This is a genomic window from Dorea sp. AM13-35 (genome assembly GCF_003473885.1).
Lineage (GTDB): Bacteria > Bacillota > Clostridia > Lachnospirales > Lachnospiraceae > Dorea_D > Dorea_D hominis.
In genome coordinates this window covers 148,767-163,002 of record NZ_QUCZ01000005.1, presented here as the reverse complement: position 1 = coordinate 163,002, position 14,236 = coordinate 148,767, and the positions used below count along the sequence as shown (strand labels likewise).

Here is a 14,236-nt window from a genome sequence, read left to right as displayed (position 1 = left end):
CGCATCCTCCCGGAGGGTTTGTTATGTAATAGAAACGAAGTTTCCTATTACATAACAAAGAGCTGCGTCAGTGTGAATTCTTCACTCTGTCACAGCTCTTTCTCAGTTAACTCCCAATATAATTTCCATTGGCTTTTTTATCCATCTTCTCCAGACTTACCGTATGGCTCTTGCCATTTTTCGCTTCAACATATGTCACATCCGTCTCCGTATAACCGATCAAAATCACATATTTTTTATTTTCCGTAACTGCGATCACAGGTTTTCCCTGGTTCATTACATATGCAATCTGTTCAGCTTTACAGCCACTCAAGTCCAACGCATCCTCGCCAAATATCTTGCTGATCGCTTCCATCGGTGTCGCGCCGCCATTCAATTCAGAACGCAGTCCTTCTACCGGCTTACTTGTGGCGCTGATCTTATATTGCAGATCACGGTTGCCCCGCTGCCAGATATATTCCTGATTCTGATCAACCACTACACCTCCGTAGTTATCCGCTGATTGAATCGCATCGCCCGCCTGTTTGTAAATTTCCTGCAATTTTCCATATCCAAATACATAGTATTCTTCTTTACTTTCTGCTTTCTGTACATTTACAACTTTCGGTTTCTCAAACAATACCTGTTTTGGTCTTAACAGCTTCGGTTCTTTGTCAGAAACTCCGTCTGCATAAGTCAGACGCATCTGTGCGCCTTTCAAATCAGTCTTATAAGTCTCCAGCATAATATTGCTTTCGTCTTTTTCTTCATTATTTGTAATATATTCTTCGGTTGTCTTAATGTATGTGCCGTTCTTTTTCTTTGCCTGCTCCAGAATAATACGGTTATCTTCTACTTTCGCATCCAGCACATAGATCTTCTTCTGGCTGTATTTCTTCACAACCTCCCCTTTACTGCTCCGAATTTCTACCTGATACATCGGATCTGTAGATTCTCCCGCCGCTGTCTTTCCAACGTCCGACAGGTGGAAACGTCCGTACACAAAATCACCACCGATAAATCCAAGCGGACGAACACCTTCTTTATTCTTTGCAGAAATTGTCCGTTCTTTTCCATTCTGCAGGTTCAGAATTGTAATTCTGGAAAAGTCCTCATCTGCACAGTATGCTAACAGATGACTGTCTCCGGAAATAACATATTTGCCTTCCGTCAGACCAGTCTGTAATTCTTCACTCCGGTTCTTATTTACATCTGTCTTTCTTAAAACGCCATCATTTAACAGATATAACTCTCCGTTATCTTCACTGTAGTAAATTAATTTGCCGAGTTTCTGTGAAGTAATTCCATAGGACTGATCCGTCTGCACAAACACTTTCTCTTCTACGGAATTTTTCTCTATATCATAGTAGTAAATGGCAATACCGACCTCGCCTTCATGTTCGCCGCGGTTCATATAACCACATACGGCAAATGTGATATTTCCCGCTTTATCTGCTGTGAGCAGACGGATCTCATGTTCAGATGTAAGGTTTCTTGCATCATTGTTCTCTGTACTTGCAAAGCTAAATACAAGTGACAGCTCGTCGCGGTCCTTGTTATAATTCCACAGTTCATCCGCCTGCACAAATGACACGATCGTACCTTTTTTATTGATTAGATACGGAACGTCTGCATCCGTAATTCCAAGCAGTATTCCTTTTGCTGAAAGCACTTTGGAAGAAGGATCAAATACCTGTTCCGCAGTCCGGTCATAATCAAGCAGATAGACTCTGCGTGCAGTCTTGTCGTAACGCACGCGGAAAAATTCTTTTACATTATACGTATCCTGTTTGTTTTTTTCGCCTTTGCATTTCACCCGATATTCAAGCTGGACACTCGTTCCTGTAGAAGTCGTCTCCTTTACGCTCCAGCGTTCACCGCCCTCAATCTCGGGCTTTAAATCGCCCCACGTAACCTGTGAATAATTGGAATGAATCGTTACATGCCCATAGGATGTATTGCTGCTCTCTTCATCCGCTTCCAGTGCTGTGCTGATATCCGTATCCGTATTCTTATCGACCGTTGCCTCATGGAATGCCTTGATATAATCCATGCAGGCACTCATATTTGTCTCATTCGTCTGCGCAACTCTTGTATAAAAATACACATCTTTTCCCGTCTCCAGATGAAGGATCACTTCCATTACACGCTCTTCACCGAGTACACTTGCCGAGCCAAGCGGAAGACTCACATCTGTTCCCGGATTCTTCACCGTATCTTCATGCAGACATTCTGTCCCATCCAGTGTATAAATCTTATATTCCAGACTGCTGATCTTATTGTCATATGGAATCAGCTCCATATCCAGTTTATTTTTCAATACAGGAGTAATCGTATCACGGACCTCTGTAATATTCATCTGTTTTGCATATCCCGGCACGGCATTGACACCAAATCCGTCACAATCAAATGAAATCTGTGGAAATGTCGCTGATCCGAGATCTGCTGTCATGGAGTCATCCCCTTTATTTGTCAGATAACTGAATACCAGAACAGCCATGATAAATACACCGGCTAAGATAATTCCATCTCTTATTCTTTTTTTCAAAATCATTCCATCTCCTTCAACAGTTGTCCCAGTGTCGGTTTCACATGTAAGAATGCTTCGCACTTACGGATTTCTTCTTTACTCTGCTCTCTGCTCTGTTCTTTTTTGTCATTCTTTATTGCACGGATAAGCAGATTTTTCGGCGTATGTTCCATATCGATAAATTCCAGTATCTGTACATCATAACCGACAGATTCCAGATATTCTGCACGAAGTCCGTCTGTCACAATCGCCGCAAAACGTTCTTTTAAAAGTCCGTATTTTAATACCGGTTTTAATGTATCACTGGCAATCTGGCGGTTCACTTCATGCTGGCAGCAAGGCACCGACAAAATTACTTTTGCATTCCAGCCAACCGCCTTCTCAAGTGCGAAATCCGTTGCCGTATCGCAGGCATGCAGTGTAACCACCATATCTACTTCACTCGCCCCTGTATAATCGGCAATATTTCCCTCCAGAAATTTCAGTTTCTCATAGCCATATTTCTCACTCAGTTCATTGCAGTGACGGATTACATCCGTCTTCAGATCCAGTCCGATCATGCAGACATCGTATTTCTTCAGTTCATGCAAATAATAATACATGGCAAATGTCAGATAAGACTTGCCACATCCAAAATCAAGAATTGTAACTTCCCTGTCTTTTGGAAGCTGCGGCAACACATCTTCTACAAATTCAAGAAAACGGTTGATCTGCCGGAACTTGTCAAACTTCGCATGCACGACCTTCCCCTCGGCAGTCATAACACCCAGATCACGCAAAAAAGGCACCATGGTTCCTTCTTCCAGAATATAGTGTTTCTTCCGGTTGTGCGTAAGATCTACCTGTTTCCAGTTTCCCTGCTGCATTCGTCTTTTGATGGTCACTTTTCCTTTCTTACTGACAAGAACCGTATAATTGTAAGTTCGCGTCTCCATCTGCATCTGTTTCATTGACTGCATATATGCAAGGATCTTCTCACAGGTCTCTTCTACTGATAAGTTCTCATGAAATGCCTGATTGTTGCGGAAAGACTCCAGCTGAAAGAGCAGTTCTCCCCGTTTTATAAGTGGACGGACGCGCACTTTCGTCACCCCCGTCTTATCATGGGCTCCGCTTAATACAGCGGAGCCGAAATCTTTATTTAATTGTTCATTTAATAATTTTCTTAATTCTTCCATAATCATATATTATAACAGAAAAATCAGATTTGTGTACTTTGTTCTTCCTGTACTTTCGGAAATGTAACGGTTGCCTTAAACAGATCACCGTCCAGATACAGTTCAAACTTACCTTTCTGCATCTCTGTCAGTGTCTGGGCAATGGAAAGTCCCAGTCCACTTCCCTCTGTACTTCTGGAAATATCTCCGCGGATAAAGCGCTCTGTCAGCTGATCTGCATTGATATTTAACGGCTGTTCGGAAATATTTTTAATGCTGAAGATAACCGCACCTTCCGTCACTTTCAGATCTGTATAGATCCTGCTGCCCGTCATTGCATACTTGGCGGCATTATTGTATAAATTCGCAAGGATCCGCCATGTTCTTCTTCCATCAATATAAACGAGTGCTTTTTCTTTTGGAAGATGCTGAATTTCCGTCAGATTTCTTTCTTCAAACTTCTCTTCATACTCTGCACTTGTCTGCAATACAAGCTCTGTGAAATCCAGTTTCATACATTCCAGCTTAATATTACCGGAAGTAATCTTAGATGCTTCCACAACATCTTCTGTCAATGTTTTCAGACGCATGGATTTCTGTTCCAGCACTTCGATGTATCTCTGGATTCTCGGATCATCGAAATTCTCATTTTTCAGGAGATTCACATAGTTAATGATCGATGTCAATGGCGTCTTAATATCATGCGAAACATTCGTGATCAAATTCGTTTTCAGACGTTCATTCTTAACGCTCGCTTCCACAGCCACTTCCAGACCGGCACCAACAGAGTTAATTCCTTCTGCCACTTCCTTCTGACTGCTAAACATACCTTCTGTCGGCACTTTATAGTCCAGTTCCCCTGCTGCAATCTTCTTTACACCGTCTTTGATCTTCGCTCTTCCGATTCCATCATAGACCAGATATACAAACACTGCAAGCTCCGCCAACAGCATCATGAACAGCGGAAATCCATAAGTATCTGTAATCATGACAATCCAGTGCAAAACAACAAAAAGTACAAAAAGCATGATATTACGCCACAGCGAAGACATATTCTGCGCAATATCTCTGACCAGGTGACAGAACATTCGTGAAAGACTGTTTTTCCAGACGATATGCGCTTTGATCCTGCGGACGAAACTTAAAAATCCGATCAGAAACATACTGCATGTATATGAACCGAAAATTCCTCCCACAATAATATATGGAATCGCATTTTTTACATAATCTGCCTGACTATAAAAAGTCCCCTCTGTTTTCTGTAAATAATCATCAAAGCAAACAAAATTACCCACTACAGCTGCTGTCACCCAGAGACCTATGATCAATACTGCGGCAATCTCCGTTTTCCACCGATCAAATCCCGCCAGATGCATTTCTTCATCTTTTGCTCTGCGTCCCGCAATCGCTGTGAGCCAGATTACACAGATCACAAAAAGTGCAAATGCAATCACTGAGAGCATACAGATTCCACGGATAGCTGAACCGTATTTTTCATAAAGCTGATTTTCTGAATAAAAATGATCTGCAATCGGATAGTTTGTATTTACACATGCTGCAAAGACAAAATCCTTCTTTTGGATTCCTGTATTTTTAATCTCATCACGCCATGCTTCTGCAATCTCACTTCGAAGATTCGTCTTAAAATCCTTTAATTTGGATTTTACAATTACATATTTTCCGGTTTTACGGAGCAGCTTTAAATTGTTGTCCAGTTCCTGAAAATTTTCAAGTCTTTTCTGATTTGTATAAATCGTTCCCGCCTTCATATCTGCGTAAATATAATAGAAGTTCGAGTCTCCTTCTTCAATATCTTCATTCGTGTTCTGATATTCTGAATAACGCTCACTCAGACTGTCTACCACACTTGTCACAAGATTATAAGCATCATTCAGTCTGCCATTCCATCTGGAATCTTTATTGGCAAGATTCATCAGGCTGTCGGCTCCTACCGGGGCATACGGCTCTTCCATCGAATATCCATCATAGCTCCAACAATCTACATACTTTAATTCATTATTGCTGCCCTGAATCCCTCGAATCTCACTGCCCCCAACATAATTCTCGCTGTCATAATCATAATTTCCTGCCTTTAAAGAAGAAAGAATCTCTTCTGTAGATGTTTCGCTTCCTGCATTCAAAATAAATTTCAGTTTCTTTGCATTAACAAGCGCTGCAAATTTAGAATAGCGATAATAATGATAAGAACCATCTTTCTTTCTGCAGACAATAATCGGATTCTCCGCATTCGTATCTTTTGTGGAATTCATCGTGTCATTCCATTTCAGCAAATCCTTTAATCGATACGCCAGTCCGCTCTCATTCCTGCCCGTATATTTTTTTTTCTGATCATAAGCTTCAATATCTACGATTTTATTCGGATCAAATTTTCCTTCTGTTTCAAAATACTTTCGCGCACTGATTTCGTTCACAACCTGTGCCGTATAGTCCTTCATCTGAGTATTAAAATTCCTGGAATCCTCGTATTTTTTTGCCGGTTTTCCTTCAAAAATCTCCTGTCGGAAAATCGGATACGCGGTTACCCAGAGTCCACCTGTCGTCGCCGTGATCACAAAAATGTGCGCCAGAATAATCAGGATGAATTTCATTCCTTTTGACCGGTACCATTTACTTTTCATACATCGTCTCCTATATCTTTTATACCCTGCTACTTATAGGCAAATCTTTTCAATCTTATAACCGACTCCCCATACAACCTTCAGATATCTTGGTTCTTTCGGGTTGATTTCTATCTTCTCACGAATGTGCCGGATATGTACCGCAACTGTATTATCTACACCGATTGCATCTTCATTCCAGATATTTTCATAAATCTGGTCAATGGAAAATACTTTTCCCTGATTCTTTACAAGAAACAGTAAAATATTATATTCAATCGGTGTCAGTCTTACTTGTTCCCCATCAACTGTTACTTCTTTCAGATCATCGTTGATCACCAGTCCACCGGTCGTATAGACTTCTTCCCGCTCCTTACCGGATGTACTTCCAAGCTGTGTATATCTGCGAAGCTGGGATTTGACTCTTGCAATCAGCTCCAGCGGATTAAACGGTTTTGTCACGTAATCATCCGCGCCGACATTCAGTCCCAGGATCTTATCCGCATCTTCCGATTTTGCTGACAGTATAATAATCGGAATATTATTCGCTTCCCGAACTTTCAGTGTTGCACGGATTCCGTCCAACTTTGGCATCATGACATCTATGATCAGAAGTTCCACATCTTTTTCTGTCTCCAGAATCTTAAGTGCTTCCTCACCGTCATATGCTCTCAGGATCTGATGTCCTTCCTGACTCAGATAGATCTCAATCGCTTCTACGATTTCTTTATCATCATCACATACTAATATTTTCGCCATTTTTCTTCACCTCATCTCTTACTATACAAGAATAACAGAAAAAATTTAAGGACAAATAAGGAATTTCCTTAAGAAATTATGAAAAGAGCCAAAAAATGTGTGTCGATGTCTGTCGCAGTTTTCCTTATTTTGTAGTATTATTAAGAAAAGTACCGATTTTCTATTATAATAGTCGAATAATAGTCATCACTTTTTTACTTTTGCAGGCGGTTTTAATCTCGGAAGAAGTGCGAGGTAATTTATGAGAAAACACGAAATTGAACAGCTTATCCGCTCACTTGGCATTGGAGCCACTTACCGTGGATATCATTATCTTGTCTATGGCGTATCCCTTTGCATGGACAATGAAGATTACCTGCTATCAGTAGGTAAATTATTATATACCCGTATTGCAGAAGCTTACTTCACAACCGGAAGCAGCGTAGAACGTGACATACGCACAGTGATCCGCATTTGCTGGGAACGCGGGAACCGTCCCCTTCTTCAGGAAATTGCCATGTATCCACTGCATGCCCGTCCAACCGCGGGAGAATTTTTCGATATACTAGCCAATTACCTTAACAATCAGTTGCGTACAGAGGCCTGTCTTTAGGTTTTCTTCCCATCATCTTAAGGTCGTCTTAAGATTTTTTCGATTTCTTTTATAGTTTTAACATATTTTGGACATATTTATCTAATATAATAAGAGACAGATAGATGAGAAACACTTATCTATCTCCCCCCTCATAAAGTTAAGCATTGACACAAGTTCAATGCACACTTTACTCTCATTCCTTTAGATAACTATAAAACAACGAAGCCCGTTAGCCCTTGTGGTTAGCGGGTTTTCGCTGTTCTGTACTTGTTGCAAAATCCGCTTCGGTCAAATCTCGGTCAAATAATTTTCTAAAGAAATGTTGCACCTTTTCTATTCTCTTTCTTATTCTTGTTCTGATTATATGATTTCCTTATACAAATTCTGTAATTTATCCATTTCCGATTTTGCTTTATCATCTGTGACGTGCGTATACAAATCCAGTGTGATTGCTATGGAATAATGTCCGAGGAATCCTTGTACTACCTTTGCGTCAATCCCGGCTTCAAAACAACGCGTTGCAAAAGTATGACGAAGTGCATGTGGATAAAAATGCGGAATCGGTATAAACACTGTCTTGTTTTTCTCTGCCTGCTTTTTTCGTTCCTTATTGATAGATTTTTCTATCCAGTCTAACGTCACTTGAAAGGTGTGTTCTGTAATCGGTTTTCCGTTCTTTCCAACAAACACAAGATTTTCAAATCCCTCTAATGGTTGCCATTCACTAGCTGACAACTGCATTTCTTTCAACTGAATCCACTGACGTTTTAAAGCCTTATACACACTGTCCTGCATGGGAATCGTCCGTATACTGTTCTTTGTCTTTGGTGTCTGGTACTTGAATACATACTTCTTTGTTTCCTTATCTTTGATATACACCAACGTTTTATTTACAGAAATTTCCCGTTTCCGAAAATCTACATCATCCCATGTAAGCCCAAGCAGTTCTCCGCCACGCATTCCCGTTCCGAGTGCTACCTGTATGAGATTCTCGTGTATTCTCTCCTTTGCGTGTTCCAATACTTCCCGTTGTTCTTTCACAGTCAGTACCCGTATCTGTTTTGTCTTTGTTTTGGGAACTTCCACTCCTGCACATGGGTTGAATGTAAGAATCCTGTTATGCACTGCATATTTGAACATAGCATTGAGAATATTATACACATCCCGTATAGTCTTTGTGCTGTAATCATCATCTGCCATATTCTGAAGCAGACGTTCCAAAATAATCGGATTAAAATCTGCCACACGTTGTTTTCCTATCTGCTTCTTTATGTAACGTCTGTAAAAATCATCATAACGTACTTGTGTACTCTCCTTGATAGTCCGCTTCTTATGGGTATTCAGCCAGATATCAAACCATGTATCCAGAGTGATATTATCGCCCTTTCCTTTCAACCCATGCTTGACTTCATAGCGTAAATCTTCCATTTCTTGAACTAACTTTTTTAAGTCCGCATTATCTTTTGTATACGTTTCTCCTTTGTAATAAAACCGCCCTCTGTAAATTCCGCTTTTTCTCTGCATAATTCCCGGCGGTAATGGATTTCCTTTTAAGTCCTTGCCCAATCTGCACGCTCCTTTCCGTGCAAGGACTATCAGAACTGGTCTGACAGTATTATATGCTTATTTGTGTTTATACTGCAATTACTTCATATTTATTTTTCAGATTATGCCCTTCGTTTTTCTTCAAAAACTGGTCTAAAACCTCAGAGCGTATAAGAATCTTATTTCCAATCCTTATGACCGGAATCTTCTGCCATGTAATCAGCTTTCGCAGATTATTTCTTCCAATTCCCGTATACTCTGACGCTTCATTCACTGTAAGGGCTTTCTTTGTCTGTATCGTTTTCTGTGTATGTTCTGTCAAAGATTCTCCTTTCTTCTTCCCTCAAAAGGAAAGATTTTTTATAGTCCTCATATATGCGTTGTTGTTCTTCGTTCATCTGCCCCCGTTCTATTAGCTGGCGGATATAATCTCTGTTATCCAGTTTTCCGATTTTATCCATTAGCTTTAAAGAGGGCGAAACTGCTACGTTCAGCCACTGCCATGTTCGTTCCAGTGTCTTTTTCTCTGGATTCATGGTCAACTTTATCTTCCCTACATCCTGCATGAGTTCTTCCCACGGGGGATAAGTAGGATAAAGCCGTTTTCTTGTAACCGTGCTGTTTTCCGGCTTCTGTAAAAACCGCACTTTCTCGTTTAATACAGACAACGCAATCCGTGCCACATCCCTGTCTTTCAGAAGTTCTTCTACTAATCTGACCGCTTTTTTGTGCCGGAATCGAAGTTCATATCTGTTCCAGTCCGGGTTGAGTTCTTTTCCGAACTTTTCTGCCTGTTCATATCCCTTTTCATAGAATGTAATCCGAAAATCACTGTGTTTACTGCCGAGATATAGTGTTTTTCCCTGCGCTTCTATTTCATCCTCTTTCAGTCTATCAGAACGATTCTCTGCTGTATCACGCAACTGACTAGATATCAGCCCCTCGTTTTTCAGACGAATCAATTCCGGGATAGACAGATAAGGCTTTGTATCGTCGATTGCCAAGTCTATCCTCGGAAAATTCACCGGGTATCTGCAAACTCTTTCCAGAAAATCAAACCATGTTTCCTTATTCATCATAAGGAAATTTTCATAATTCCTGCACCCCGAACCACTCATAAGAATCTGAAATCCCTCATACTGTGCATTTCCTGTCGGTTTCAGAATCTTGATATTGTCAAATCTTGCTATCAGTTCGTGTCCAGCAATTCCTTTTTCCTTACCATGCAGTTCCATAAAACTCAGTGGAATCCGCAAGATATCTTCTATGATTATGAACACGTCTACACCTTTGACAGTAATCTGACACCAGTCAATCAGTGCTGTCAAATCTTCTTTCTGACGAGTTACCCCCCCTGTTAGTATAGGGGGGTTCTGAAATTTTCATTACCTCTGTTATCATCATCCCTGCCTTTCGTAGTATGCCGTGGCTTTCGCCACGTTCCCGGAACTTCTCTACTCCCTTTGCTCCTTTCACGCTGTACGGAGCAGTCCGCAGAGAATTTCCGGGAACAGTCTCTACACGTTTCCTTTTCCGGTAACAACACGGATACCCTTGCAGGAGATTCTGTCCACCAATACCGGGAAGTTTCCTCTCTGCACATAAGGGGCATATACCGCTTCTTCTAGTTCTACCACTGTGTAAGGCTCTACCTTTGGAAGTTCTGTTGCTTCCAGACGGATATCTACGCTGTTTCCAAGTTTCATGCTTCCGAGGTGAAGTTTCAATGCTTCCACTTCCTCGGTTTTCTTCCGGGTTTCCTTATCATACTTGTAGCAGTAGTCTGCTCCCATGTAACGGAGTTCCCCGAACGCTTCTCTGACCTGTTCTTTTGTCAATGTAATCTGCATGCTACATTTCTCCTTTTTTGAAATCATGGTGAATGAGTGTCTGGTAAGTGTGACAAGTCCTTTTCATATCCACGTCTATATTTATTTCATTACTTTTCTCCTTACCTCTTAACCTCATCATAGACCTGTTTTTTCTTCTTGTCAACAATTATTTTACTTTTTCCCTTACTTTTTATTTTTGTATTTCAAACGCTTAACTATATCTTTTTATAACTTATTATAATTTTACCCTTACATTTATCCTTATCTTGTGTTATGATGAAAACAGAAACGAGGTGTGCATATGTTTGTGAATAAAGAAGCAGTAGGAAAACGAATTTTACAGATACGCAAGAAATACGGTTACAGTATGCAGAAGTTTGGGGAAATCATAGATAATGCCCCGAAAGGCTCTGTAAACAGTTGGGAAAAGGGTGTGAATCTTCCCAATGAGAAACGCTTGAAGCAGATTGCCACGTTGGGCAATATGACGCTGAATGAACTTCTGTATGGTTCATTTAAAGAATATGTAGATATGCTTGTCACAGAAAAACTGGGGATTGAACTGCCGGAAGAATTTACCAGAACTTTCTATTCTCTTTTAGAGCAGAACGGATTTACCTACGGGGATGATATCGAGATTGTCCGGCTTGTAAACGGCTTTCTGACTTATCATAACCTTACAACAAAAGAAACCGCCATTTTCTATCAGCCAACTGCATACTCCGGCGATTATTTTGACGGTATCATACAAAAAGCGGATTCTTCCGTTCTGGTCTGCCGGGCATATGCAGATAAGGCAAACAACACCTTACATATCATTCCGGCTTTTGAGAATGGACAGACTGAGGAAGTAGCAGACTTCTTTCATGCACTGAAAAGCATAACCGCTCCACACAACAACAATTATTTCACTTCCGGCTTTCTGACACTCGGACTGGCATTGAGAGATTCCAAAGTAATTATCTATGGAATTGATGAAAAACAGGGAACAGCACAGGTAATCCCTTACGAATATGATTGCGAATCAGACGCTTATATCCAGAATGAACATCTGTCATATACCAGACAGGATAGCTTTTTCCGAGAAGCCACGAAAGAAGCGGTCTATTGGAAAATGCAATCCGACAGAAGTAACCCATAAGATAAACAAGAGGACTTGCAAGGTTTGTGACCTTTCAAGTCCTCTTATGTATCATGATGGTATTGGCTGTGTCCGTTCCGTAAAGGACTGCCCTACGGCGTCTCGGCTTCGCCTTGTTCCTTTACCTCACTAATAATAATGTTCTGATAGCAGAACTCTTACTTATACTTTTATCTTACTATTCTTTCAATTTTTACCGTTTCACCATCAATATTATACTTAAAAAAATAAAATTTAATAACATTTCCTTCTGATACTTGTTCTAGATCACCTTTACACTTAGTACAATCTAAACTAACTTTTGTCGTATCAAAAAATAGACTACTTTCTTCCTTCTCATTTAGTTCTATTAAAAGTGTATCAAAAGTTTTCTCTACAACAACCCCACTCAAATGAAACCAATGAGAATTATCATCTCCACTAGAACGCAACTCCATATTTTGACGATTCTCCTTAAAAACATTTCCTTTTACGCCAAGCACAATTAATACTATTGCAAGCAAAAGTATGATTAACAAAATCAATCGTTTCTTATCCATTAAATGTAGTCCCCGATATGTCTGTCCAACTATCAAAATCAAAATTCAAATAACGTACTGTATCCCCCCATCCATCAAATACCATCAATGTATGTACTGTATTTCCAGAATTATATGCTCGCAAAGTTGCATATCCCTCTGCTGCCATTGAATGCCCCGCACGTTCTCCAGTATCACTGCTAATTATACCACAATGGACAACTGCTATATCTCCTCTATCAATGCAATTAGTGAAAAAATTATAATTGGGACTATAGTCAGTATTTTGTGTTACAGAAACATTCTTTCCAGCACAAAAGTCCACAAATCCAGGTCCAATATTGCCAATAGTTGTTGAACCATATGTTATTCCTCCACTCTCCGATGAAACTGTCGTTCCTGTTGAATCCCAAATATCCATATAATCACCTGCAATATCTGTATAATCAACAGCATTATAATATGCACCACATGCTAATAATGCACTAACTGCACATGCATAATGTCCTGTTACACTTTCTATATACGGCTCATTAAAGGAAATAAATTCTTGAAGATGATTTGTTGAAACAAGCGTGTAGTTTTCATAAACTTCATCAATATCTAGCAAAACCTCATCCCAAGTAGCTGGGTCTTTTCCCCTACTCTCATTCAAGGACAGTACTGTTTTTTCTAATGTTTCACCATAATTCGTTCTAATCTTTCCCAAATTATCAACAATACCATATTCAAACGGAGCTATTTTATATATTTCAGAGGTATTTGCTTTTTCACTAAATACATTTGCTTCACTTTGATAAATCACCTCATATGGATTTGCTGAATTATTACCAAATGAGTATTCTGATATCAAAGATTCACACGTAGTATCAAAAACTACATATCCATATGGTTTGTTTTCTAAATTGTAATTTACAATATATCCAATAGCTTGACCTGTTGTATCATAAAATTTTCTCGGATTATTAGCAACAATATTGCTATTTTCTCCTATTCCCTTTGCAAAACGTTCTGCCATCTGTATCGCCAAATCATCCGTAACATTTACAACAGAAGTATTCTCCGATGCATGGACAGGAACTATTGACATAATAGTCAATATAAAGATTGTCAAAAGTGAAGCAAATCGTTTAAAAATTTTTCTCATAAATATCCTTCCTCCTTAGATTATATATTTACTTTAATATTATATCTTATTCCCTATTTTGTCTATATTTTTTTATGTTTATTTCAAATATTTCATTCTATTTTATTTTTATCAAACTATTTTCAAACAAATCCAAACAAAGAATCTCGGGGCAAATTTCGGTCAAATCAGGATAAATAAATATAACACTTTATATGTAAGTCAATTTTAAAAAAGCCTGTAATTCCGGGCTTTACAACACTTTGTAACACAATATAAACCAGTTCGATAATCCCTCATTCCTTTAGATAACTATAAAAACAACGAAAACCCGTTAGCACAATGCTAACGGGTTTTCGCTATTGTTGAATTCTTTTATCTTCTTTAGAATTTATCCCAACTTCAGATAATATTCTTTCTCTTCCATTGATAATATCTTTCCAGTCATTCAGATTGT

12 protein-coding genes are annotated in these 14,236 nt (G+C 39.5%); 2 read left to right on the top strand and 10 right to left on the bottom strand.

Translation table 11 applies throughout. From position 1 onward, the window contains the following. Positions 1-106: 106 nt before the first annotated feature. The 4 genes from DW152_RS07430 to DW152_RS07415 are packed head-to-tail and all read right to left on the bottom strand — an operon-like array spanning position 107 to position 7,043. Positions 107-2,533 (bottom strand): hypothetical protein, encoded by a 2,427-nt coding sequence (locus tag DW152_RS07430; RefSeq protein WP_118288309.1) that lies wholly within the window; start codon positions 2,531-2,533, stop codon positions 107-109. Continuing rightward, a complete protein-coding gene (locus DW152_RS07425) occupies positions 2,530-3,687 on the bottom strand; it encodes a class I SAM-dependent methyltransferase (RefSeq protein ID WP_117537989.1) in 1,158 nt (385 codons plus the stop codon). Before DW152_RS07425 ends, DW152_RS07430 begins: the two co-directional genes overlap by 4 nt. Positions 3,688-3,710: 23 nt before the next feature. Beyond that, positions 3,711-6,305 (bottom strand): sensor histidine kinase, encoded by a 2,595-nt coding sequence (locus DW152_RS07420; RefSeq protein WP_118288308.1) that lies wholly within the window; start codon positions 6,303-6,305, stop codon positions 3,711-3,713. 33 nt (positions 6,306-6,338) lie between these two features. Beyond that, positions 6,339-7,043 (bottom strand): response regulator transcription factor, encoded by a 705-nt coding sequence (locus DW152_RS07415; RefSeq protein WP_118288307.1) that lies wholly within the window; start codon positions 7,041-7,043, stop codon positions 6,339-6,341. Positions 7,044-7,284: 241 nt separating this feature from the next. On the opposite strand from DW152_RS07415, the gene DW152_RS07410 reads away from it, so the two are divergent. Continuing rightward, positions 7,285-7,635, top strand: a complete 351-nt coding sequence (locus tag DW152_RS07410) for a sporulation initiation factor Spo0A C-terminal domain-containing protein (RefSeq protein ID WP_118288306.1) — start codon at positions 7,285-7,287, stop codon at positions 7,633-7,635. Positions 7,636-7,977: 342 nt separating this feature from the next. Here DW152_RS07410 and DW152_RS07405 read toward each other — a convergent pair whose 3' ends face one another. The 4 genes from DW152_RS07405 to DW152_RS07390 all read right to left on the bottom strand — a co-directional run bounded on the left by DW152_RS07405 (position 7,978) and on the right by DW152_RS07390 (position 11,012). Beyond that, complete coding sequence (locus DW152_RS07405; RefSeq protein WP_009244191.1) at positions 7,978-9,183, bottom strand: tyrosine-type recombinase/integrase; 1,206 nt, start codon at positions 9,181-9,183, stop codon at positions 7,978-7,980. A gap of 67 nt (positions 9,184-9,250) precedes the next feature. Continuing rightward, complete coding sequence (locus DW152_RS07400; protein WP_004844108.1) at positions 9,251-9,436, bottom strand: helix-turn-helix domain-containing protein; 186 nt, start codon at positions 9,434-9,436, stop codon at positions 9,251-9,253. Further along, a complete protein-coding gene (locus tag DW152_RS07395) occupies positions 9,429-10,490 on the bottom strand; it encodes a replication initiation factor domain-containing protein (protein WP_119210454.1) in 1,062 nt (353 codons plus the stop codon). Before DW152_RS07395 ends, DW152_RS07400 begins: the two co-directional genes overlap by 8 nt. A gap of 189 nt (positions 10,491-10,679) precedes the next feature. Next, complete coding sequence (locus DW152_RS07390; RefSeq protein WP_009244196.1) at positions 10,680-11,012, bottom strand: hypothetical protein; 333 nt, start codon at positions 11,010-11,012, stop codon at positions 10,680-10,682. Positions 11,013-11,295: 283 nt separating this feature from the next. Here DW152_RS07390 and DW152_RS07385 point away from each other — a divergent pair, with 283 nt between their 5' ends. Further along, positions 11,296-12,135 (top strand): helix-turn-helix domain-containing protein, encoded by an 840-nt coding sequence (locus tag DW152_RS07385; protein ID WP_118288305.1) that lies wholly within the window; start codon positions 11,296-11,298, stop codon positions 12,133-12,135. 170 nt (positions 12,136-12,305) lie between these two features. Here DW152_RS07385 and DW152_RS07380 read toward each other — a convergent pair whose 3' ends face one another. Further along, entirely contained in the window at positions 12,306-12,674 is a 369-nt protein-coding gene (locus tag DW152_RS07380; RefSeq protein WP_004844112.1) for a hypothetical protein, read from the bottom strand. Further along, the gene (locus DW152_RS07375; protein WP_004844113.1) at positions 12,667-13,800 is read right to left on the bottom strand and encodes a hypothetical protein; all 1,134 of its coding nucleotides are present in this window, start codon (positions 13,798-13,800) and stop codon (positions 12,667-12,669) included. The genes DW152_RS07380 and DW152_RS07375 overlap by 8 nt, the downstream gene beginning before the upstream one ends. Positions 13,801-14,236 lie beyond the last annotated feature (436 nt).

What these genes read in the sequence shown, in the direction of transcription:
- DW152_RS07375 (WP_004844113.1), bottom strand. Translation starts at nt 13,800, where the DNA reads ATGAGAAAAATTTTTAAACGATTTGCTTCACTTTTGACAATCTTTATA.
- DW152_RS07430 (WP_118288309.1), bottom strand. Translation starts at nt 2,533, where the DNA reads ATGATTTTGAAAAAAAGAATAAGAGATGGAATTATCTTAGCCGGTGTA.
- DW152_RS07385 (WP_118288305.1), top strand. Translation starts at nt 11,296, where the DNA reads ATGTTTGTGAATAAAGAAGCAGTAGGAAAACGAATTTTACAGATACGC.
- DW152_RS07425 (WP_117537989.1), bottom strand. Translation starts at nt 3,687, where the DNA reads ATGGAAGAATTAAGAAAATTATTAAATGAACAATTAAATAAAGATTTC.
- DW152_RS07390 (WP_009244196.1), bottom strand. Translation starts at nt 11,012, where the DNA reads ATGCAGATTACATTGACAAAAGAACAGGTCAGAGAAGCGTTCGGGGAA.
- DW152_RS07410 (WP_118288306.1), top strand. Translation starts at nt 7,285, where the DNA reads ATGAGAAAACACGAAATTGAACAGCTTATCCGCTCACTTGGCATTGGA.
- DW152_RS07420 (WP_118288308.1), bottom strand. Translation starts at nt 6,305, where the DNA reads ATGAAAAGTAAATGGTACCGGTCAAAAGGAATGAAATTCATCCTGATT.
- DW152_RS07415 (WP_118288307.1), bottom strand. Translation starts at nt 7,043, where the DNA reads ATGGCGAAAATATTAGTATGTGATGATGATAAAGAAATCGTAGAAGCG.
- DW152_RS07380 (WP_004844112.1), bottom strand. Translation starts at nt 12,674, where the DNA reads ATGGATAAGAAACGATTGATTTTGTTAATCATACTTTTGCTTGCAATA.